The sequence below is a fragment of the Nocardia sp. NPDC060259 genome, from assembly GCF_042728775.1.
GTDB lineage: Bacteria > Actinomycetota > Actinomycetes > Mycobacteriales > Mycobacteriaceae > Nocardia.
The window spans coordinates 15,549-35,196 of sequence record NZ_JBHXAY010000076.1; the positions used below are offsets into that span (position 1 = coordinate 15,549).

General features: G+C 69.3%; 21 protein-coding genes. 12 read left to right on the forward strand and 9 right to left on the reverse strand.

The window, feature by feature from the left end:
- Positions 1-106: 106 nt before the first annotated feature.
- Positions 107-616 (forward strand): pyridoxamine 5'-phosphate oxidase family protein, encoded by a 510-nt coding sequence (locus ACFWF2_RS24060; protein WP_378849646.1) that lies wholly within the window; start codon positions 107-109, stop codon positions 614-616.
- A 7-nt stretch (positions 617-623) separates the two neighbouring features.
- Here the strand turns inward: ACFWF2_RS24060 and ACFWF2_RS24065 are convergent, their stop codons facing one another.
- Positions 624-1,331: a MerR family transcriptional regulator gene (locus ACFWF2_RS24065; RefSeq protein WP_379309700.1), complete on the reverse strand. Its 708-nt coding sequence runs from the start codon at positions 1,329-1,331 to the stop codon at positions 624-626.
- A 61-nt stretch (positions 1,332-1,392) separates the two neighbouring features.
- Between ACFWF2_RS24065 and ACFWF2_RS24070 the strand changes: the two genes are divergently transcribed.
- Positions 1,393-1,854: a DUF6194 family protein gene (locus ACFWF2_RS24070; RefSeq protein ID WP_379309701.1), complete on the forward strand. Its 462-nt coding sequence runs from the start codon at positions 1,393-1,395 to the stop codon at positions 1,852-1,854.
- Between the two features lie 107 nt (positions 1,855-1,961).
- Here ACFWF2_RS24070 and ACFWF2_RS24075 read toward each other — a convergent pair whose 3' ends face one another.
- Positions 1,962-3,767: an alkyl/aryl-sulfatase gene (locus ACFWF2_RS24075; protein ID WP_379309702.1), complete on the reverse strand. Its 1,806-nt coding sequence runs from the start codon at positions 3,765-3,767 to the stop codon at positions 1,962-1,964.
- 172 nt (positions 3,768-3,939) lie between these two features.
- Between ACFWF2_RS24075 and ACFWF2_RS24080 the strand changes: the two genes are divergently transcribed.
- Entirely contained in the window at positions 3,940-4,326 is a 387-nt protein-coding gene (locus ACFWF2_RS24080) for a DUF5360 family protein (RefSeq protein WP_379309703.1), read from the forward strand.
- 6 nt (positions 4,327-4,332) lie between these two features.
- Here the strand turns inward: ACFWF2_RS24080 and ACFWF2_RS24085 are convergent, their stop codons facing one another.
- Genes ACFWF2_RS24085 through ACFWF2_RS24095 form a run of 3 tightly spaced genes read right to left on the reverse strand, consistent with a single transcriptional unit; the run spans position 4,333 to position 7,643 of the window.
- Positions 4,333-6,024: a SulP family inorganic anion transporter gene (locus ACFWF2_RS24085; RefSeq protein ID WP_379309704.1), complete on the reverse strand. Its 1,692-nt coding sequence runs from the start codon at positions 6,022-6,024 to the stop codon at positions 4,333-4,335.
- 18 nt (positions 6,025-6,042) lie between these two features.
- Positions 6,043-6,702 carry a GAP family protein gene (locus ACFWF2_RS24090; RefSeq protein WP_379309705.1) on the reverse strand — a complete coding sequence of 220 codons (660 nt, stop codon included), beginning with the start codon at positions 6,700-6,702 and terminating at the stop codon, positions 6,043-6,045.
- Between the two features lie 59 nt (positions 6,703-6,761).
- Complete coding sequence (locus ACFWF2_RS24095) at positions 6,762-7,643, reverse strand: NAD(P)-dependent oxidoreductase (RefSeq protein WP_379309706.1); 882 nt, start codon at positions 7,641-7,643, stop codon at positions 6,762-6,764.
- 273 nt (positions 7,644-7,916) lie between these two features.
- Here ACFWF2_RS24095 and ACFWF2_RS24100 point away from each other — a divergent pair, with 273 nt between their 5' ends.
- Together ACFWF2_RS24100 and ACFWF2_RS24105 are read left to right on the forward strand one after the other, a co-directional pair.
- Positions 7,917-8,909 (forward strand): adenylate/guanylate cyclase domain-containing protein, encoded by a 993-nt coding sequence (locus ACFWF2_RS24100; RefSeq protein ID WP_379309707.1) that lies wholly within the window; start codon positions 7,917-7,919, stop codon positions 8,907-8,909.
- A 41-nt stretch (positions 8,910-8,950) separates the two neighbouring features.
- On the forward strand, positions 8,951-9,721 hold the full coding sequence (locus ACFWF2_RS24105; protein WP_379309718.1) for an RluA family pseudouridine synthase: 771 nt from the start codon (positions 8,951-8,953) through the stop codon (positions 9,719-9,721).
- A gap of 68 nt (positions 9,722-9,789) precedes the next feature.
- Here ACFWF2_RS24105 and ACFWF2_RS24110 read toward each other — a convergent pair whose 3' ends face one another.
- From ACFWF2_RS24110 to ACFWF2_RS24125, 4 genes are all read right to left on the reverse strand, one after another.
- Positions 9,790-9,969, reverse strand: coding sequence for a hypothetical protein (locus tag ACFWF2_RS24110; RefSeq protein ID WP_379309708.1), 180 nt, complete (start codon positions 9,967-9,969; stop codon positions 9,790-9,792).
- Complete coding sequence (locus ACFWF2_RS24115; protein ID WP_379309709.1) at positions 9,966-11,144, reverse strand: NAD(P)/FAD-dependent oxidoreductase; 1,179 nt, start codon at positions 11,142-11,144, stop codon at positions 9,966-9,968. Before ACFWF2_RS24115 ends, ACFWF2_RS24110 begins: the two co-directional genes overlap by 4 nt.
- Positions 11,145-11,224: 80 nt before the next feature.
- Complete coding sequence (gene sigJ / locus ACFWF2_RS24120; RefSeq protein WP_379309710.1) at positions 11,225-12,166, reverse strand: RNA polymerase sigma factor SigJ; 942 nt, start codon at positions 12,164-12,166, stop codon at positions 11,225-11,227.
- A gap of 159 nt (positions 12,167-12,325) precedes the next feature.
- Complete coding sequence (locus ACFWF2_RS24125; RefSeq protein ID WP_379309711.1) at positions 12,326-12,943, reverse strand: TIGR03086 family metal-binding protein; 618 nt, start codon at positions 12,941-12,943, stop codon at positions 12,326-12,328.
- A 61-nt stretch (positions 12,944-13,004) separates the two neighbouring features.
- Here ACFWF2_RS24125 and ACFWF2_RS24130 point away from each other — a divergent pair, with 61 nt between their 5' ends.
- From ACFWF2_RS24130 to ACFWF2_RS24160, 7 genes are all read left to right on the forward strand, one after another.
- Positions 13,005-13,448, forward strand: coding sequence for a MarR family winged helix-turn-helix transcriptional regulator (locus ACFWF2_RS24130; RefSeq protein WP_379309712.1), 444 nt, complete (start codon positions 13,005-13,007; stop codon positions 13,446-13,448).
- Positions 13,449-13,599: 151 nt separating this feature from the next.
- Entirely contained in the window at positions 13,600-14,379 is a 780-nt protein-coding gene (locus tag ACFWF2_RS24135) for a metallophosphoesterase (RefSeq protein WP_379309713.1), read from the forward strand.
- A gap of 196 nt (positions 14,380-14,575) precedes the next feature.
- Positions 14,576-16,624, forward strand: coding sequence for an ABC transporter ATP-binding protein (locus ACFWF2_RS24140; RefSeq protein WP_379309720.1), 2,049 nt, complete (start codon positions 14,576-14,578; stop codon positions 16,622-16,624).
- Positions 16,621-17,361: an energy-coupling factor transporter transmembrane component T family protein gene (locus ACFWF2_RS24145; protein ID WP_379309714.1), complete on the forward strand. Its 741-nt coding sequence runs from the start codon at positions 16,621-16,623 to the stop codon at positions 17,359-17,361. Before ACFWF2_RS24140 ends, ACFWF2_RS24145 begins: the two co-directional genes overlap by 4 nt.
- A gap of 55 nt (positions 17,362-17,416) precedes the next feature.
- On the forward strand, positions 17,417-18,091 hold the full coding sequence (locus tag ACFWF2_RS24150) for a hypothetical protein (protein ID WP_379309715.1): 675 nt from the start codon (positions 17,417-17,419) through the stop codon (positions 18,089-18,091).
- Between the two features lie 201 nt (positions 18,092-18,292).
- On the forward strand, positions 18,293-18,940 hold the full coding sequence (locus ACFWF2_RS24155) for an ammonium transporter (protein ID WP_379309716.1): 648 nt from the start codon (positions 18,293-18,295) through the stop codon (positions 18,938-18,940).
- A 51-nt stretch (positions 18,941-18,991) separates the two neighbouring features.
- The gene (locus ACFWF2_RS24160) at positions 18,992-19,633 is read left to right on the forward strand and encodes a cysteine hydrolase family protein (RefSeq protein WP_379309717.1); all 642 of its coding nucleotides are present in this window, start codon (positions 18,992-18,994) and stop codon (positions 19,631-19,633) included.
- Positions 19,634-19,648 lie beyond the last annotated feature (15 nt).

A 19,648-nucleotide genomic window follows, 5' to 3' on the forward strand; every position in this document is an offset into this window, starting at 1 on the left:
AGTCGTGCCGTGACCGACGTCGCGCGATGTTCTTGTGTTTCGGTTCGGGGCGCCGGCCGGCTCGGTAGGGTCGTCGGGAATTGGCGTGAGCTGGAAGGTGGAGTCGGTGGGTATCAAGCAGCGGGCCGTGGTGCAGATGAGTGCGGAGGAGATCGCGCAGTTCCTCGACCGCAGCCGGGTGCTCACGCTGGCCACGCTCAACGCCGAGGGGAAGCCGCATCTGACGGCGATGTGGTTCGGGCATATCGACGGCGTCATCTACTTCGAGACCAAGTCGAAGTCGCAGAAGGCGGTCAATCTGCGCCGCGATCCCACCATCACCTGCATGGCCGAAGCCGGCGACACCTACGACCAGTTGCGCGGCGTCTCGATCGAGGGCATCGCCCACCTGATCGAGGACACCGAGGACGAGGAGTACTGGAAGGCGGGCATCGACATCTACGAGCGCTACGTCGGTCCCTACAGCCCCGAGGTCAGGCCGTTCGTGGAGGCCATGATGCACAATCGCGTCGTCGTGCGGGTCGAGCCGACACGCGTCCGGTCCTGGGACCACCGCAAACTCGGGCTGCCCGCCATGCCGCTGTCCGGCAGCACCGCCGAGGCCCCCGCACCCTGATCCGGCCTCACCCGGCGAGTAGTTCGCGTAGCGCCGCGGCACCGTCGAGAACGGCCAGCGAGCGGGCCGTGATGGCGGCGTCCCTGGCGGCCAGCGCCTCTCGCACCTGCGTGGAATGCTGCCGGAATTCGGGAATGACCTTGCGTACCTGCTCGATTCGGTAGCCGGCCCGGCGGAGTTGATGGACGATCCTGGCGTCGCGGACCTGCACGGGCGAGTACCGGCGCGCACCGCCGGTCGCGGCCGATCGATCAGGAACGACCAAACCCTCCGCGTCCCAATGTCGCAGTGTCGAGGTGCGCACGCCCAGCGCGGTGGCGAGCTCGGCGATGCTCATCGCATCGGAACCGCGCACCTCCGTAATCGATTCCGTGGCAATAGCTTCGGCGGCCTGCCTGGCCAGCTCGAGGTCGACGCGTTCGGTGTACAGGCCCGCGTGCGCCGCATCGAGCATCGCCAGCGCCCGCGCCTGGTCACCCGCGTGCACGGTCCGGATGATCCGCTTCGCCTCGACCGGTCCGACTCCCGCCGCGAGTGCCCGGTAGGCGAGCGCCGACCGCACATGAACCTCCCGGTAGATCCGGTGCCCACCCGGCGAACGGTCCGCGGGTGGCAGCACACCGTCGCGTTCGAGATTGCGCACCTGCTGGACCGAATACCCCGCACGCCGGGCGACGTCGACAGTGCGACCGACCGGCGAGTTGAGGTTTTCCACCAAGAACTCCTCGTCATCGCCAGGAAAGTCCACACAAGCACTTGAATGAGACGCTCGAACCATGACGATAGACGACATCATCGACTACGTGACCGGCCTCGGCGGCGTCCTGCACCTCAACCCCGCCCCGGGCGGCGAATGGCCGGAGATCAGCTGGGGCGACTCGTTCTTCTACTACGCCCCCGACGGCGTCGTCCCGACCACGACCCAGCCCTTCGCCACCATCGTCACCAAGGACTACCCGGACGACCGGAGTTCCCGACTCGACCGGCCCGGCACCTTCCGGCTCAATATCGCCGCAGGCCGGGAGACCTTCATCGAGTGGACGGGCCACGCGCCCGGCCGCGGTCCCGACGAGGTGGACGCGAGCGTCACCGACACCGTGATCGCTCACCCCGTCTACGGTTCAGCGGGCTGGCTGGCCGTCGTCGATCCCGGCGAGCGGACGGGCGCGGTGGTCCGGGACCTCCTGCGGACCGCCCACGAACGTGCCCGAGCCCGTTTCGAACGGCCGACACGATGAGGACTGAGCCGAGCTCAGCTTCTGGCGCTCGACCCTGTTCTGACGGTGGTTCCGGTCTGACATGACGATGCGGTCGTGTCTGCTGGGCACGACCGCACCGCCGGGGCTCATGGGGTGACGATCGCGAAGTTCGGGTCGGGGTTGTCCAGCAGGCCGAACAGGCGCTGGAGGACGGCGGGGTCGCCGGTGTGGTCGATGCCGTCGAGGCCTTTGCCCGCGAGGATGCCGAGCAGCTGTGGCTTGGTGAGGTTCAGGGTGAGGTCGATGTCGGCCTTCGAGCGCGGGTCGATCGTGCGGATCAGGACGCCGTTGGACAGGGTGAGGCGCATGACCGTGTCCAGGTCGGAGAAATGCCATTCGATCCGGAACGAATCCTGTGCCGCGCGTGGGCCGTTCACCCGGATCGCGATGGTGTCGAACAGCTGGTCCACCGACAGTGCGGCGGCCATGCCGCCACCCAGGTTCAGCGGGGTCGCGCGGACGCCTTCGCGCAGTTCCTCGTCACCGGTGAGGTAGAAGCAGCGCCAGGTGGCGTTCTCCGCGCCGAAGCCGAGCTTCTTATATGTCTGCGCGAGAGCGGCTTTCGCGGCCACATTGTGCGGCTCGGCGAATACCGCGTGCTTGAGCAGCTCGGCGGCGAAACGCAGATCGCCCGCGTCGGCATAGGCGCGCCCCTTCTCGATCACCGCGTCGATCCCGCCGATGGTCTCGACGTAGCGGACGGCCTTCTGCTGCGCGGGCCACTCCCACAGCGAGCTCGGATTGCCGTCGAACCAGCCGAGATACCGCTGGTAGACGGCCTTCACATTGTGGCTGACCGACCCGTAGTACCCCCGCGCGCTCCACGCGTCGGCCAGGCCGGACGGCAGTTCGATCACCTCGGCGATCTCCGGGCCGTTGAGCCCTTCGTTCATCATCCGCAGCGTCTGATCGTGCAGGTACATGTAGAGATCGCGCTGCAACGACAGGAACGCGACGATATTGTCGGCGCCCCAGGTCGGCCAGTGGTGCGAGGCGAACGCGACATCGGCGTCGATGGCGAACATCTCGATCGCCTCATCGATGTAGTGCGACCAGATGCGCGGATCACGGACCTGTGCGCCGCGCAGGGTCAGCAGGTTGTGCAGGTTGTGGGTCGCGTTCTCGGCCAGACAGAGCGCACGGTGCCGCGGGAAGTAGAAGTTCATCTCCGACGGTGCCTCGGTGCCCGGCGTCATCTGGAACACGATCGGGACGCCGTCGACCGTCTCCTGCTGGCCGGTGTGGGTGATGTCGACCGTGGGCGGGATCAGGCCGAAGGCGCCGTGGGAGGCCTGGATGCCCAGACCGGTGCTGCACTGTCCCTCCGGGCCCGGTGTCATCCCGATGCCGTACATGTAGGTGCCGCGCCGCGCCATCGCCACGCCCGCGTAGACGTTCTCCGAGACGGCCTCGGCCATGAAGCCCTCCGGTGCCAGGATCGGGATGTCGCCGCGCCCGTCGGGCAGCACACCGTCGACGCCGCCGAAATGGTCGGCGTGGGAATGGGTGTAGATGACCGCGGTGACGGACCGGTCGCCGCGTTCGTCGCGATAGAGCTTCAGTCCCGCCGCGGCGCATTCGGCGGAGATGAGCGGGTCGATCACGATGATGCCCGTGTCGCCCTCGACGATCGTCATGTTGGAAATGTCGAAACCGCGGATCTGATAGATGCCGTCGACGACCTTGTACAGGCCGTTCTTCACACACAGCTGGGCCTGGCGGAACAGGCTCGGATTGATCGTGTCCGGGCACGGACCGTCGAGGAACGAATAACCGCTGGTGTCGAAGACCACGTCGCCCTTGGCATCGGTGATCCGCATCGGCGTCAACGTCGTGATGAACCCACGATCGGCGTTCTCGAAATCGGTGCGATCCTCGTAATCCAGCGCCATCGGGAAATCAGCTCCTCAGCTCGGTCTACTCGTCCACCCGATGCTCGGCGAGTCATCATGCCCCCGCATCATCCGCCGCGGATGATTTCCACCTGATGCGCGAGCGGCTCCCGGCTCCTACGATCGGGCTCGACGGTGCGAGCACGGGGGAAGCGGGACAACCATGCGGTGGATGAAGGCGCTCATGCTGGTGACCGATCTCGGGTTCATCGTGTACTGGCTGATCACCGCGCTGCATCTGATCCCCGCCGAACACCTGTTCCGTGACTACACCAATCCGATTCTGGTGCACTGGAACTGGTCGTTCCTTCCGCTGGACCTTGCCATCTCCGCCACCGGCCTGACCAGCCTCTGGCTGCACCGCGGCGGTTCACCACAGTGGCGTCCGCTGGCGATCATCTCGCTGACTCTGACGAGCGTCTCCGGCCTGCAGGCGATCTCGTTCTGGGTGTTCGCGCGCGACTTCGATCCGGCCTGGTGGATCCCCAACCTGTTCCTGCTGATCTATCCGCTGTTCTACCTGCCGCGACTGATCGTGGCGCAGGCACGGATTCGCTAGTCGGCGTTACCTCACCGGTGGGTGTTCGGGGAGGTCGGCCGCCGCGGCGGCGACGGTCGGGTAGATGCCGATCGGGGTGTCGCCCGCTTCGGCTGAGCCGAGGACTTGGCCGAACTGGGCGACCGAGCGGGCTATGCGGAAGTCGATACGTCGGTGCGCCAGCGCATTACGCAGGTCGAGGAGCATGGTGGCGGCGGTGACGTCGAGGGCGGGTGAGGTTTCGGCGTCGAGGACGACCAGGCGGGTCGACTCGGTACACAGGTCGTTGATGCGGGTCTTCACGTTGTCGGCGTTGGCGAAGAACAGGGCGGATTCGACGCGGACCACCAGCAGGTCGGGGCGCGGGGTGAGGTCGGGGTGGCGGGCCGTATCCACCCACAGGGAGCCCTCTTTCGCCAGCGCGGCGACATGCGGCTGGGACGCCCGGTAGACCAGGAGCAGCACCGAGACGCCGACGCCGATGAGCAGGCCGGGCAGCGTGTCGAACAGCAGCACACCGAACATGGCGGCCATGGCGGCGAGGAAGTCGGCGCGGGCCGCGCGGCCGTAGATGCTGGCGAGCAGCTGAGTCCAGACCCGGTAGAGGCGGCGCAGGGCGGCGATGTCGACGAGTTCGATCACCGCGGCGATCACCACCGCGGCCAGCGTCGCCTCGGGCAGTTTCTCGAACAGGCCGGTGAGGAACAGCAGGGTAAGGACCGTGAGTGCGGCGACAACGAGCCCGCTGAGCTGGGTCTTCGCGCCCGCGCCACCATTGACGGCGGTCTTGGAGAGACTGCCGTTCACCACCATGCCCGCACCGAGACCCGACCCCAGATTGGCGGCGCCGAGGCCGAACAGCTCTCGATTGGCGTCGATGGCGTACCCCGCTTTGGCCGCATAGGTTTTCGCCGCGCCGAGCCCTTCCGCGAATCCGATCAGCAGCACGCCGATCGCCGGGCCGAGCAGGTCGAGATAGTCGTCGAAGCCGACGCCGTCCGGCAGGCCGAGCGCGGGCAGACCCGCATCGATGTGGCCGACGATATCGACGCCCTTGTCGTCGAGCCCGAACAGCTGCACCGCGACGATGCCGAGCAGCACGGCCAGCAGCGAGCCGGGAACCAGCGGCAGCCAGCGCTTCACGCCGAGCACGACCGCGAGACTGAGCAGGCCGATCAACAGGGTGCGCCACTGGGTGTCACCGAGATCGCGGAGGACACCCCAAGCCTGTTCGAAGAAGTTTCCGTCGTGCTTGTCGACGCCGAACAGCTTGGGCACCTGGCCGATGATGATGGTCAGGGCGAGACCGACGATGAAGCCCTTCAGCACCGGCTCGGAGATGAACGCGGCGATGAAACCGAGCCGGAGCAGCGCGGCCAGCAGGCCGACGATGCCGGTCGCGATGGCCAGCGCCGCCGACAGCGCGATGTAGTGGCCGCCGTCGGCGCCTGCCAGCGGGGTGATGATCGCGGCCGACAGCGCCGCGGTCGCCGACATCGGGCCGACGACGAGGTGCCGCGAACTTCCGGCCATGGCATACAGGACCAGCGCGGGGACGGCCGCGTAGAGGCCGACGACCGGTGGCACGCCCGCGATCGAGGCGTAGGCCAGCGCCTCCGGCACCAGCACCGCCCACACGGTGAGCCCGGCGATGACGTCGGGTCGCAGCCAGGCGCGCTGGTAGCCGTGCAGGGATGTGAAGATCAGCAGCGATCTCATGACGAGCCCCTTACCGCGTCAGAGTCCGCCGATGCCCTTGCCGACCACGACCGCGCCCATCACCAGCAGCACGATCGCCATCACCGCGTGATTGTTGGCCTGCAGCCACTGCCGGGCGCTGTCGAGAGTGGGGCCCAATTTGTCTGCGGCGAGCGCGTATCCGATGATCACCGCGAGCACCGTCACCGAGGCGAGCAGTGTGAACACCACGATCGCCACGATGTCGCCGCCCGCGCTCAGCCGGGCGGAACCGATGACCACACCGGCGGACAGGCACAGCAGCAGGTTCTTCGGATTCACCCCGGACAGCAACGCGCCGAGACCCGCGGCCTTGACCACGGTGAGGCTGTCGATCGCCTGCATCCAGGCAGGCACCGAGGTGTCGGAGCGGGCGTGCCACTGTTCGGCCGCGAGCACGAGAAGCAGCACACCCAACACGATCTTGAGCCACGACGCCACCGCCGACGGCTCCTTCTCCCCCGAACCGCCCAGTGATCCGGCGAGCAGTGTCACCACCGCGGTCACGACCAGAATTCCGCCGACCCAGCCGACCGCGAACCCCTTCGCCGCGCCACCCGCGTTCTTGGAAAGAATCATGAGAATGGCGGCGACGATGGGGATCGGCGAGATCGCCACACCCACCGCCAGCGGAAGCAGATCACCGATGACTGGGCCCATGCGGTCACGCTAGGCCGACGGGGTGGGACCGCGCGTCACACGTTGTGGGTGAGATCTGCTCACCGTGCGGCGGTGATCAATTCGAACAGGGCGGTGATGCTCTGGTCGCCGCGGCCCTCGTCGACGGCGCGGCGCAGCAGGTCGTGCATGGTGGAGTGCCAGGACAGGTCGACCCCCGATTCGGCGGCCAGCTGCACGTCGTCGACGACGGCGGTGTGGAACAGCTCGACGCTCGAGCCGAGCCGGGTGTAGTCCTTGGTGTCGATCTCCGCGGCCAGGATCGGCAGCAGCGACTCGATCATCTGCAGCCACTTCACCGAATACGGGACCATGGTCCGCGCGGGCAGGCCACGGGCGGCCAGGATCGCCGCGCCGTCGAAGAAGCCGAGCAGCGCGGGCAGCAGGGTGGCGCCGACGGCGGATTCGTAGAGGGCGGCCAGATCCGGTTCGGCGCCGAGGAATTCGAGGTCACCGCCGAGGACGCGCAGGGTGCCGGCATGCTGGTCGAACACCTCGCGGTCGCCGCCGAAGTACAGCAGGGTGTCCGGATTGCCGACGGCCGACGGCACGTTCTTGATCGCCCCGCCGAGATAGCGGGCACCCGCGCAGTGCGCCCAGTGCGCGAATTCCCTCGCCTGGAGCGGTATTCCGCTGTTGAGCGTGATGACGTCGCGGCCAGCGACGACATCGGCGGCAGGAGCCAGACTCTCGCGGGTGGCGGCGAAGGTGGTCAGACAGGCGATGATCAGCGAACTCGCTTCGACGGCGTCGGCGATGTCGCGGTGGGTTGTCGCGCCCGCGGCGGCCAGTGCCGTGGTTCGCTCGAAGCTGCGGTTCCACACGTGCGTCGGGTATCCGGCGGCGAGGAAGGCCTGGGCGAGGGCGCTGCCCATCGAGCCGGTGCCGAGCACGGTCACCGAGGGTCGTTGCACTGAGGTCATCTGCGGCTCCGATCACTGCGCGGCGATCGGGTGACCATCGCGGTGATCCGAGTGTCGGCGCGGCGCGCGCGGGCCGACAAGTACGCACTTTTCCCGTCCGTTGCTCACCTTCAGGTAATCCACCTGGTCACGGCGGCGCTCACCGGCGGGCTGTGCCGGGCGTCACCCGCCGGGCTGTCGGCACCGCCGAGTCGCGCGGCCGGTATTTGTGATGGTCTCCAACGTCGGGTCGGGCTGACCTGCGGCGCGAGCGCGCGTCGTAGAGTTTCGCTTATGCCGGATGCCGAGATGACCGAGTTGGTGCAGCGCAGCGTCGAGGAGGCGTTGCTCGGCGGGCCGCGGCGCTACACGCGGACGCAGGTCGCCGAGCAGTCCGGGGTGCCCGAGGCGGAATCGCGGCGGTTGTGGACGGCGCTGGGGTTCCCGGCGAACGAAAACGACGAGGTCGACTACACCCAGCTCGACATCACCGCGGTCACCAATTTCCGCAGCATGAAAGTCGTTGCCGCCTCCGATATCCGGCAGCAGGCAGCCGCCGCGCGCACCATCGGTCAGGGCATGGCCCGGCTGGCCGAATGGCAGGCCGACCTCGTGCTGGCCGAGATCAAGGCGCGGGCAGCCGCGGCCGATCCGGCGATCCCGCTCGACGAACGCGTCAGGACAGCCACCGAATCCACGATGGCGAGCATCGAACAGTTGCAGTCGTACGTGTGGCGCAGGCATCTCGCGGCCGCGGCGGCCAGGGCGATCGACGCCGAGGCCGGCGAGGACTCGATGCGGACGCTGGCCGTCGGATTCGCCGACATGGTCGGCTTCACCCGGCTCACCCGGCACCTGCATCCCGACGAATTGTCCACGCTGCTGGAGGCTTTCGAGTCGACCACCACATCGGCGATCACCGACAACGGCGGCTGGGTGATCAAGAACGTCGGCGACGAGGTGATGTTCGCCGCCGAGACCGCGGCGGACGCGGCGCGGATCTCGCTGTCCATCCAGGAGTCGACGATGCTGGTCGGCGGCACCCCGGAACTGCGGGTGGCCTTCGCCTACGGCGAGGTGCTGCAACGCTTCGGCGACCTGTACGGCTCGGTCGTCAATATCGCCGCGCGGCTCACCGGCGTGGCCAGGCCGGGCAACATCCTCATCGACGACGCCGCCGCCGAGGCGCTCGACGGTCATCCCGAATTCGCCATCCGGCACCTGCGCAGTGTGCGGGTGCGCGGCTTCAACCGGCTGCGCCCGCACCGGCTGCGCCCGGCCTCCTAGCGGGCGGTCGACACACCGTTATCTAGGGTGTCGACGTGGAGATGGACTGGCAGAGCGTGCGCGAGCAGTACACCGTGTTCGCCGACGACGCCGTGCTCGCGCTGAACAAGCCGGCCGGGATCTCGGTGACCGGTGAGCGGCACGACACCGACCTGGTCGAGCTGGCGCGGGCGGCGGGCACCCAGCTGTATCCGGTGCACCGGATCGACAAGGTCACCTCGGGGCTGGTCCTGCTGGCCGTCGACCTGGCCGCGCACGGGCAGCTGACCAGGCAGTTCACCAAGCAGACCGCCCGCAAGGCCTATCTGGCGATCGTGTCGGGCACCGACCTGCCCGAGCGCGGCGAGATCGATCTGCCGCTCAGTGTCGGCCGCAAGAACCGGGTGCGGATCGCGGCGCCGCGCGAGGCGATCCGGCACGAGGGCCAGCGCTGGTTCGTCGACGACGCCGACCTGCTGCCCGCGAAGAACTATCCCTCGCTGACCAGGTTCGCCACCGTCGCCGAGCACGGCGACCACACGCTGCTCGCCGTCACGCCGGTCACCGGCCGCCGCCACCAGATCCGCGTCCAGCTGGCGTGGATCGGTCACCCGATTCTGGGTGACCCCCTCTTCGACCGCACCGCCACCTTCCCCCGCACCCACCTGCACTCCTGGCAGTTGGGCCTCGACGCCGATTGGCTGACTCCGCCGGTCCTGGACCTGCGGGCCACACCCGGCGCCGATTTCTGGACACCGCTGGCCGCCGACCCGGACACAGCGGCCCAGCTGCTGCACACCGCGGCCGAGCGACTGGCCGACCTCGCCACCTGATACCCAGCGGACCGCCCTGCCCCAGCCGCCCTGCTTGCGACACACGGCAGCGGGCGGACCCGCCGACCTCAGCTGCCCTGCAGCGACACACCGCGCCGGGCGGACCGGCCGACCGCGCCGCCCGATCCAGCGGGGGAACCGACCCGGCCGCGGCGGACCAGCAGCGACACCACGCCCTCGCTGCCTTCCCCAGCCGGGAAGCGATCGGCCGCCCACACTGCCGGGTCACCGACTCCGCCGACCGTCACGAGGTGACGCGCCGGTCCTCCTGCGCGACGGTCGCGATGACCCGCCGGCGACGGCTCGGCATCAGCAGGGTCGGGTGGCCCACGCTCCAGCCGGCGCCCGCGCAGATGAATTCCTTGATGCGCGCTCCGATCCGGCCAGTCAGCACGCTGGAGGTCGGCTGATCGTCGAAGGTCACCTTCTGGACGATGCCGTCGCGGCGGCCGAGGCTGATGCACTGCAAGGCATAGCCGATCTGCTCGTCGGGGACCGGTCGCCCGGTCAGGCGCGCGGCGATGGCGTCGCCGGCTCGCCAGGCCATCGGGCTGCCGGTCGCGCACGCCATCCGCAGCGGCACGCCACCGGGACCGTCGGCGAGGGCGGCGTCGCCCACGGCGTACACGTCGGGGTGCGAGACCGAGCGCATGGTGGCGTCGACGACGATCCGGCCGGTATCCGACACCGTCAGGGTCGTGGCCGCGGCGATGGGGTGCACCGCGAAGCCCGCGGTCCAGACGGTCAGCGCGGACGGAATCTCCGTGGCGCCGGCGACCACGGCGGTCGCGGTGACGCGGGTGATGTCGGCGTGGTCGTGCACGGTGATGCCGAGCCGGTCGATCACCTTCTTCAGGTGCTGCTGCGCCTTCTCGCTCAGCCATGCGCCGACACCGCCGCGCGCGGCGATCGACACGGCGAGATCCGGGCGGGCCTCGGCGATCTCGGTGGCGGCTTCGATGCCGGTCAGGCCACCGCCGACGACAACGACCGGCGCGCCGGCGGACAGTTCGCCCAGCCGGGCACGCAGCCGCAGCGCGGCCTGCTTCCCGGCGAGGCTGTGGGCGTGCTCGGCGACGCCGGGAACGCCCTGATCGGCGCCGGTGCTGCCGAGCGCGTAGACGAGGGTGTCGTAGGCGATGGTCGCGCCGTCGGCGAGGGCGACCTGCTTGCGCTCGGCGTCGACCGCGGTGACCCGGTCGATCACGACCTGCACGCCGGTGCCCGCGTACACCTCACGCAGGGGGTGCTCGCGCAGCTGCTGGCCGGTCGCGAGCTGATGCATGCGCACCCGCTCGACGAAGTCGGGATCGGCGTTGACGACGGTGATCGCGACGTCGTCGCGATGCAGCCGCTTCGCCAGACGTCCGGCGGCGATGGCTCCGGCGTACCCGGCTCCGAGGACGACAATGCGGTGCTTCATGGCTCGCTCCTATCGGGATGGACTCCCCTCCTGAACCGGACAGGCGCGCGAACCCTGACATCACCTGGCTGTGATCTGGGTCACCATGCGAAATCGAGCGGGGTGTGCGGCCCCTCGGCCGTCCACTGCCGGGTGATGCGAGCCAGCTTCTCCGGGTTGACCTGGATCTGGACACCCGCGATGCCCTCGGGCGTCACGTCGAGGCCGACGACGGCGATGACCTGGTCGCCGACCAGCGCCAGCGCGCCGGGCACACCGTTGACCACGCACGCGTAGAACACCGGAGCGCCGCCGACGTAGGCCCGCTTGGCCGGGGTCGGGCGGAACACGTGGCTGAGGTAGCGGGCGATGCCGAACGCGCCCAGGACCGGGGTCTTGCGGGCCGGGATCCGGCCACCACCGTCGGCCACGCTGACCGCGTCGTCGACGAGCAGCCGGACCAGCGGATCGGTGTCACCGCTGAGGACCGCCGCGAGGAACTCCTCGACGATTCGCTGGGCCGTTGCCGCGTCGACCGTGACGCGGGACCGCCCGCCGACGTGCTGTTTCGCCCGCCGGTAGATCTGCTGGCAGTTCGACTCGCCGATGTCGAGGATCTCGGCGATCTCGCGATGCTGATAACCGAACGCCTCGCGCAGCACGTACACCACGCGCTCGTTGGGCGAGAGCCGTTCCATCAGCATGAGCATCGCGAGCGACACCGATTCACGCTGCTCGACGGTGTCGGCCGGGCCGAGCATGCGGTCACCGGCCAGGACCGGCTCCGGAAGCCACTGTCCCACATAGGTTTCCCGCCGCGCCCTGGCCGAGGTGAGCTGGTTGAGGCAGATGTTGGTGAGCACCTTCGTCAGCCACGCCACCGGCGTCTCGATCCGTTCCCGGTCGGCCGCGTGCCAGCGCAGGTAGGTGTCCTGCACCGCGTCCTCGGCGTCACCGGCCGAGCCGAGCAGCCGGTAGGCGATCGCCTCCAAGCGGCCACGGGAGGCCTCGAACACATCGGCCTGGTCGGTACTGAGCGTCATCTCCCTATGGTCGGCCATTCGGGCGGGGCGCCGCCACCCGGCCAGACGCGGGGTACCCGCCGTCCCCGTCGGCGTCCGCCACCGCAGCCCGGCGGCACCCGGCATGGCGACCACCACTCGACACCCCGGTGGCAGCTGGGGCGCCGAATGGCTCGGGGATCAGCCGGGATGACGGGACGGCCGCCACTCCGGCGAACGGCCGAGGACGCGCAGAATGCGGTCGAGGGTCGCCGATTCGTCCGGCACATCGAGCCCAGGGGCGAAGGCCGCGCCAGGGCGCTGACGTGACTTGCCGGCGGGGACCGCCAGGGCGACGCGCAGGGCGGTCGGGGCCAGGTCCGGGTCGAGGTCGACCGTGCGGCCGACGGATCGGGCGACATCCCACGCGTGCACGACGCCGTCGATGAGGTGGAAGCCGAGGGCGGTCGTGGCCGGAAAGTGGCCGGGCGGAATCTCCGGCAGGGCCAGGGTGCGGGCGAGCGCGCCGGGTGCGGCGAAGGCGGCGACGACCTCGTCGGCCGAGCGCAGGAGGTCACCGACCGGGTCGGCGGCGCGCCGGACTTCCCACACCGCCGGGTCGTCCTCGCCGCGCGCCGCGGCCGCGAAGCCCCGGTTCTGCGTGCCCATGTGTTCGAGCAGGGCGCGCAGATCCCATCCCGCGCAGGGTGTTTCGACAGTCAGCGGGGCGGTGACCGCCGCCTCGACCGCGTCGACGCTCAGCCGGACGGCGCGCTGGTGCCGGGCGAGGAGCGCCTGATCTTCCAAAATAGTATGCATAGGTAGATCGTATGCATACGCTTATGATCTACCAAGACGATCTCCCCGGTAGATTTCGACCATGCCGAAAGCGACCCGCCCCGACCTCGCGGCCATGCTCGTGCCGCTCGGCCGCGCGCTGACGGAGGCGGAACGGCCCGTCCTCGACCGGCACGGACTCACCATGTGGGCCTATGTGGTGCTGCTCGGCCTCGGCGAACAGCCCGTCTACACCCAGGCCGCGCTCGCCAAGGCGGTCCGCGCGGACAAGACCCGGATCATCCCCGTCCTCGACGACCTGCAGCGCCGCGGCCTGATCCGGCGCGAACCCGATCCGGCCGACCGGCGGGTCAATCTGGTCCAGCTCACGCCCGACGGCGCGCGCCTGCGCGACCGCGCCCAGCACGACATCCAGGAGCAGGAACAGCGGTTGCTGGCCGACCTCACCGACGCGGACCGGCGCACCTTCCTGCGAGTACTACAAGAACTCGCCGAGCGCAGCGGAACGGCAGATCTCCAGGCGTGAGCGATGACACAGACCACCGATTGGGTTTCGGTCCGTGGCACGCCTCATGAAGACGGATAAGCGCAGGTCATCTAGCCTTGAGAGGTGCCGATGACTCATACCGGCGCACTCTGACGCAACGGAGCGATCCCAGAGAAGAAAGCGACTGCCGATGATCCTGGCGGCTCAGCTCAGCGATACCCACTTCGACCTCACCCCGCGCAACACCGAACGCGTGGAACGAGTGATGGCCTATCTGGCCGACCTTCCCCGCAGGCCCGACGTCATCCTCGTGACCGGTGACATCACCGATTCCGGCAAGCCGGAACAGTACGCCGAAGCCCGCCTCGCCCTGCGGGCCGACATCCCCGTCTACCTGCTGCCGGGCAACCACGACGACCGCGTCGCCTTCCGCACCGACCTTCTCGGCGAACCCGCCTCGACCGCTCCGATCAACAGCGTCCACCGCGTCGGCCCACTCACCGTGATCATGCTCGACTCCAGCATCCCCGGCGAATCCAGCGGCCTGCTGGCCGAGGAGACCTACGACTGGCTGCGCGCCACCCTGGCCGGCGCACCGCCCGAAGGCCCGATTCTGCTGGCCCTGCATCACCCGCCGAAGCCCGTCGCCAGCCCGATCGTCGACGTCATCGCCCTGGCCGAGCCGAGCCGCCTCGCCGCCGTCGTCGCGGGTGACCCCCGCATTCTCGGCATCCTGACCGGCCACGCCCACTCCCCCATCGCGACGATCTTCGCGGGAAAACCCATGATCTGCTGCCCAAGCACCGCTTCCGTCCTCGGCGGCGCCTGGGAGGTGGCCCTGCCCCACCGGGTCATGGACTATGCCCCCGATCCCGCGATCGCCCTGCACGTCATCGACGAAACCCCTACCCTGACAACTCATTTCCGCACCGTCGCGATGGGCGGCTGGCTGACAGTGCCCCCGGCCTGACGCCTGGCTCACCGGGAGCGTCTCGCGCTCCCGGCGGGTTGTCACCCCCGATGTTTCCGCAGGTTCCTCACACAATCGCCACAGAACGTCACAGCTCGGCCACATACACCCCTGGCAGACTGAACGAGTGAGAGACAAGCCCGCGGACCTGCCCCGCGGACCCCTGCGCCCCATCGAGCTGGCCACCGGCGCCGTCATGGCCGGCCTGACCGTCGGCCTCATCACCGTCGGCTCCCTGGTTCCGATGGCCGCGGCCCTGCAACTGGTCGCGGCGGTGCCGCTGGGTCTGCTGGCCCACCGTTATCGGCTGCGCGCACTGGTCACCGCCACCATCGCCGCCGGACTGGTCACCTTCGTCGCGGCGGGCCTCATGCCCGCGCTCGGCGTCTTCGGCGCCGCCACCGTCGCGGGCATCATCGGCATCGTGAAGCGCCGCGGCGGCGGCCTGCCCGCCGTACTGGCGCTGGCGGTCGTCGCGGCCGTGGCCTGGGGACTGTTCTCGGTGGGCATGCTGCTGGTCTTCGCACGCACCAGGCAATTGTTCTTCGACGCGATCAGCAGTACGGCCGAGGGCATCCAGAACCTGGCCGCCAGGCAGCCGGCACTGGAACCGCTGGGCCGGGCCGCCGCCGAGGCCACCGCCGCGGTGCTGCGCTGGTGGTGGATCTATCTCGGCGCCTCGGTCGCCCTCGGCGTGCTGGTGAGCACGATCGTGTCCTGGTATGTGCTCGGTTCGGTGCTGGACCGCCTTGCCTGGCTGCCCGGCAGCGACCGCCTCGACGCACCCGACGACGACCGCCCGGTCGGCCCGCTCCCGGTCACCCTGCACGGCGCGGGCTATCGCTACGCGGGCGCCACCGCCGACGCGCTCTCCGCTATCGATCTGACGATCCATCCGGCCGAGTTCGTCGCCGTGGTCGGCCACAACGGCTCGGGAAAGTCGACCTTGACGCGGGTACTCGCCGGCAGGCCGCCGACATCGGGCGCGGTCAGCAGGCCCGGTTCGGCCGGACTCGGCGAACTGGGCGGCACCGCACTGGTGCTGCAACGGCCGGAGAGTCAGACGCTCGGCGTCTCGGTGGCCGACGATGTCGTGTGGGGGCTGGCTGCGGAGCTGGCCGCCGAGGTCGATGTCGACGCGCTGCTGGCCGAGGTCGGCCTCGACGGCATGGGCAGGCGCGAGACCGCCACGCTGTCGGGCGGCCAGCAGCAGCGCCTCGCCGTCGCCGCCGCGCTGGCCCGTCGCCCCGCCCTGCTCATCGCCGACGAGGCGACCTCCATGATCGATCCCGACGGCCGCCGCGACCTCGTCGCCCTGCTGGCCGAACTGCCGCGCAGGCACGGCACCGCGGTCGTCCTGGTGACCCATCACGAAGCCGACGCCGAGGCCGCCGACCGGGTGATCCACCTGGCGAACGGCCGCATGGTCGACCACCTCGCCAGCTGGCCGCGACCCGCGGGTGACCAGCGCCGCAGCCCGATGGGCGCGCCCATCCTCGAGCTGGCCGACGTGCGCCACACCTACAACCGCGGCACGCCGTGGGAGGCGCCCGCCCTGCACGGCGTCGATCTGTCGGTGCGCCAGGGCGAGGCCCTGTTGATCGTCGGCGGCAACGGCTCGGGCAAGTCGACGCTGGCCTGGATCATCGCCGGTCTCATCGCGCCGAGCTCGGGACGCTGCGAGCTGCGCGGCGATCCGGTCGACAAGCAGATCGGCCGGGTGGCCCTGGCCTTCCAGCACTCCCGGCTGCAGTTGCAGAAGCAGACCGTCGGCGCCGAGATCGCCGATTGGGGCGGGCGGGCGACCGGCTCCGGCGCGGTCGGCCGGGCGCTGGACGCGGTCGGGCTGGATCGCCGCCTCGCCGCCCGTTCGGTCGAGGAGCTCAGCGGCGGACAGGCCAAGCGGGTGGTGCTCGCGGCGATGGTGGCGAGTCATCCCCAGGTGGTCGTGCTCGACGAGCCGCTGGCCGGGCTGGATCCGCAGGGCCGTGCCGAGATCGTGGAACTGCTCGCCAGGCTGCGGGATTCGGGTCAGACCTTGATCGTCATCTCCCACGATGTCGCCGATATGGCCGCGGTGTGCGACCGCACGGTGCACCTGGACGCCGGCGTCATCGTCGAGACAGCGAACGCGCGGCGGCCGGTCGGCGCGCACCCGGCGCCGATGCTGCCGGGGCGCGCGGAAACCGTCTGGCGCCTTGACAATCCGCCGCACAACGAACCGGGAAGCGGGGTCGTGCGATGAGTACCGTTTTGCTGCGTGAGGTCCCCGTCGACAGTGTCGTGCACCGGCTGTGGGCGGGCACCAAGATGATCGCTGCCTTCCTGATCAGCCTGCTGCTGATGTTCCGGCCGATGTGGCCGGTGCTCGGGGTGATGGTGGCGTTCCTGGTGGTGATCGCGGTCCTGGCCCGGCTGCCGCTGGGCGCGCTGCCCCGGTTGCCGTGGTGGTTCTGGGGATTGGTGCTGCTCGGCGGGCTGATCAACGCGCCGACCGGGATGAAGGCGGTCCTCGTGTATACGCAGGTGGTGGTGTTCGGCCTGGTGCTGGTGGCCGCCTCACTCCTGATCGCGTACACGACGCCGATGGGCGAGGTGGCGCCAGCGCTGGCGAAACTCGGTGCGCCGCTGCGCAAGCTGCGCCTGCCGGTGGACGAGTGGGCGGTGGTCGTCGCGCTGACACTGCGCGGGCTGCCGCTGCTGCTCGATGAGATCCGGGTGCTGCGCGCGGCCCGCAAACTGCGGCCCAAGGACAACCTGCTGCACCGCGCCGCCGACAACAACCCGCTCATCGACATCCTCACCGCGTGCATGGCCGTATCGACCAGGCGCGCAGGCGAACTCGGCGAGGCGATCACCGCGCGCGGCGGCACCGGCATGCTCACCGCGCATCCCAGCTCGCCGACCAGCCGCGACGCGATCGCGCTCGGTGTCGTTGTCGCGGTGTGCGCGGGCGCGATCGCGCTGAACGCCGTGCTCTGAACTCCGGCGCGCGGCCTCCCACGCGCCGGGCGGTGAGCGGGCGATACTGGCTGGCGTGACCGACAGCGAACGCGCGGTACCCGCCTGGCAACGGCCTTCCGAGGGCGAATCCCGGTTGTCCGCCACCGCCGCGATCCTGGGGATCGTGGTGGTGCAGGTGCTGCTGCCCAGCGAGTTGCTGCCCTCGCCCGCGTGGCTGCTGCCGATCCTGGAACTGGGTGTGCTGTTGGTGCTGATCATCGCCAACCCGAGCCGGATGGATCGCGAGGAACCGTGGATCCGTGGTCTGAGCCTGTTGCTGGCCGGGTTGATCAGCCTCGCCACGGCGGTGTCGGCGCTGCTGCTGTTGCAGGCCATTTTCGCCGGCGGCGACCAGGGTGCCGGGACGCTGCTCGGTAGCGGGGCGCTGATCTGGGCGACCAATGTCATCGCCTTCTCGCTCTGGTACTGGGAGTTCGATCGCGGCGGTCCGGCCGCGCGCGCCACCGGCCGGGAACCTGTACCGGACTTCATCTTTCCGCAGATGCAGGACCCCGAGCTCGGCGGCAAGGACTGGCGCCCGGAATATCTCGACTACCTCTACCTGGCCTTTACCAACGCGGCCTCGTTCGCGCCCGCCGACGTCCTGCCGCTGTCGCGCTGGTGCAAGATGATGATGACGGCGCAATCCATCACTTCCTTGGTCATCGGCGGCATGATCATCGCGCGCGCGATCAACATCATCCGGTAGTCGCCGCCCACGGTTCGCCATAGCGAAAACGGATGGAGAATCTTAGGTTTAATATCGAAATTCGCTGTTCCGCAACCGCTGAGCAGGCTATCGTTCAGATCGGAATCGAGCTGGACAACCGCTTTACACGCCGTCGCTAGCTTCTCGGGGGGAGCCGCGATCTCGGCGCCTTTCGTTTGGGCACGTCACTTGATGAACCAGATGGGAACCGTTCACATGATCATCCGCAAGATCGCCGCCGCGGCCATTCCGGTCCTCGCGGTAGCGCTGGTGGGCACGGGCGTCGCAAGCGCCGATCCGGTTACACCGGACGTCGAGTACCGCACCGAACTCATCGGCAACACAGTCGTCACCACCCTCACCCACGGCACCTTCGCCATCAACGGCGGCACCGTCGACATTCGCGACGAGGCGGGTGCGACCCTGGTCTCACTGCCGCTCTCGGTGCGTGACGGCAGCCTGGAATACCCGCTGCCGCACACGGTTCGCGAAGACAACCGGGTGCTCGAACTGACCGCGGTCAAGGACGTCGCCGCGGCCAAGCCCAACCTGACGCCCGTCGCCTCGCCCGCGGAAAACTATGCGGCACAGGCCAACTTCGCGTCGACCTTCGGTCTGGCCACCGCCATCGGCAGTTTCGTCGGCATGGCGATCGGCGCGGTCATCGGCCTCGTCGTCGGTGCGGCGGCAGGCGGCGTCGGCGCCCTCCCCGGCCTGATCACCGGCGCCTCCGTCGGCGGCATCATCGGCACCATCGTCGTGGGTGGACCCACCCTCGTCGTGGCGGGCATGGACCTGATCAACACACTGATGGCGCCGCCCGGCACCACCCAGTGGGCGCAGAAATAGTCTGCGCGACAATCTGATTGCCGCCTCGCATCGACGCCTACACTGGCGTCGGTGCGACAAGGCAACGGACTCGACATTCCCGACGACCTCGGCGATCTGTGTGCGCCCGACCGGATGGCGCTGATCGTCTACGACATGCAGGTCGGCGTGCTCGGCCAGCTACCCGACGGCCAGGAGGTCGTCGAACGGGTAGTGCGCGTGGTCGAAGCGGCCCGCGGCGCGGGCTATCCGGTGATCTTCCTGCGGCACTTCTTCCCGCCGCGCCGCCTCTCCGGCGTGTACGCGATGCGCCTGCTGATGGGCTGGCAGCACGCGGAATCCATCGACGACGTGCAGTTCATCCTCCAGCGTGATACCCCGGCCTTCGAGCTGGTGCCGGAACTGGTGCCGCGCGAGGACGAGCTGGTGCTGGACAAGATGACGATGTCGGCCTTCGAGGGCACCCCGCTGGCCGCGCTGCTGCGCGATCTGAAGATCGGCGCCTACGCCATCGCGGGTGTTGCCCTGGAGATCGGAATCGTCCCCACCGTGGCCCATTCCACCGACCTGGGTTTCGTGCCAGTGGTGATCAGCGACGCCTGCGGCGGGCGCGACAAGGAGGCGATGGCGCGGGCGTACGACGAGTTCGCGTTCCAGGGCAACGCGCTGGTCACCGATGTCGCGACGATCACCGGCCTGATGGCCGGGAACTGACTGCGCAGCAAACTC

Bases quoted from the DNA above. Each gene is read 5' to 3' on its own strand.
- ACFWF2_RS24100 (WP_379309707.1), top strand. From the start codon at position 7,917: ATGCCGGATGCCGAGATGACCGAGTTGGTGCAGCGCAGCGTCGAGGAG.
- ACFWF2_RS24075 (WP_379309702.1), bottom strand. From the start codon at position 3,767: ATGGCGCTGGATTACGAGGATCGCACCGATTTCGAGAACGCCGATCGT.
- ACFWF2_RS24080 (WP_379309703.1), top strand. From the start codon at position 3,940: ATGAAGGCGCTCATGCTGGTGACCGATCTCGGGTTCATCGTGTACTGG.
- ACFWF2_RS24105 (WP_379309718.1), top strand. From the start codon at position 8,951: ATGGACTGGCAGAGCGTGCGCGAGCAGTACACCGTGTTCGCCGACGAC.
- sigJ (WP_379309710.1), bottom strand. From the start codon at position 12,166: ATGACGCTCAGTACCGACCAGGCCGATGTGTTCGAGGCCTCCCGTGGC.
- ACFWF2_RS24135 (WP_379309713.1), top strand. From the start codon at position 13,600: ATGATCCTGGCGGCTCAGCTCAGCGATACCCACTTCGACCTCACCCCG.
- ACFWF2_RS24140 (WP_379309720.1), top strand. From the start codon at position 14,576: ATGGCCGGCCTGACCGTCGGCCTCATCACCGTCGGCTCCCTGGTTCCG.
- ACFWF2_RS24085 (WP_379309704.1), bottom strand. From the start codon at position 6,024: ATGAGATCGCTGCTGATCTTCACATCCCTGCACGGCTACCAGCGCGCC.
- ACFWF2_RS24090 (WP_379309705.1), bottom strand. From the start codon at position 6,702: ATGGGCCCAGTCATCGGTGATCTGCTTCCGCTGGCGGTGGGTGTGGCG.
- ACFWF2_RS24095 (WP_379309706.1), bottom strand. From the start codon at position 7,643: ATGACCTCAGTGCAACGACCCTCGGTGACCGTGCTCGGCACCGGCTCG.
- ACFWF2_RS24130 (WP_379309712.1), top strand. From the start codon at position 13,005: ATGCCGAAAGCGACCCGCCCCGACCTCGCGGCCATGCTCGTGCCGCTC.
- ACFWF2_RS24145 (WP_379309714.1), top strand. From the start codon at position 16,621: ATGAGTACCGTTTTGCTGCGTGAGGTCCCCGTCGACAGTGTCGTGCAC.
- ACFWF2_RS24115 (WP_379309709.1), bottom strand. From the start codon at position 11,144: ATGAAGCACCGCATTGTCGTCCTCGGAGCCGGGTACGCCGGAGCCATC.
- ACFWF2_RS24125 (WP_379309711.1), bottom strand. From the start codon at position 12,943: ATGCATACTATTTTGGAAGATCAGGCGCTCCTCGCCCGGCACCAGCGC.
- ACFWF2_RS24155 (WP_379309716.1), top strand. From the start codon at position 18,293: ATGGGAACCGTTCACATGATCATCCGCAAGATCGCCGCCGCGGCCATT.
- ACFWF2_RS24070 (WP_379309701.1), top strand. From the start codon at position 1,393: ATGACGATAGACGACATCATCGACTACGTGACCGGCCTCGGCGGCGTC.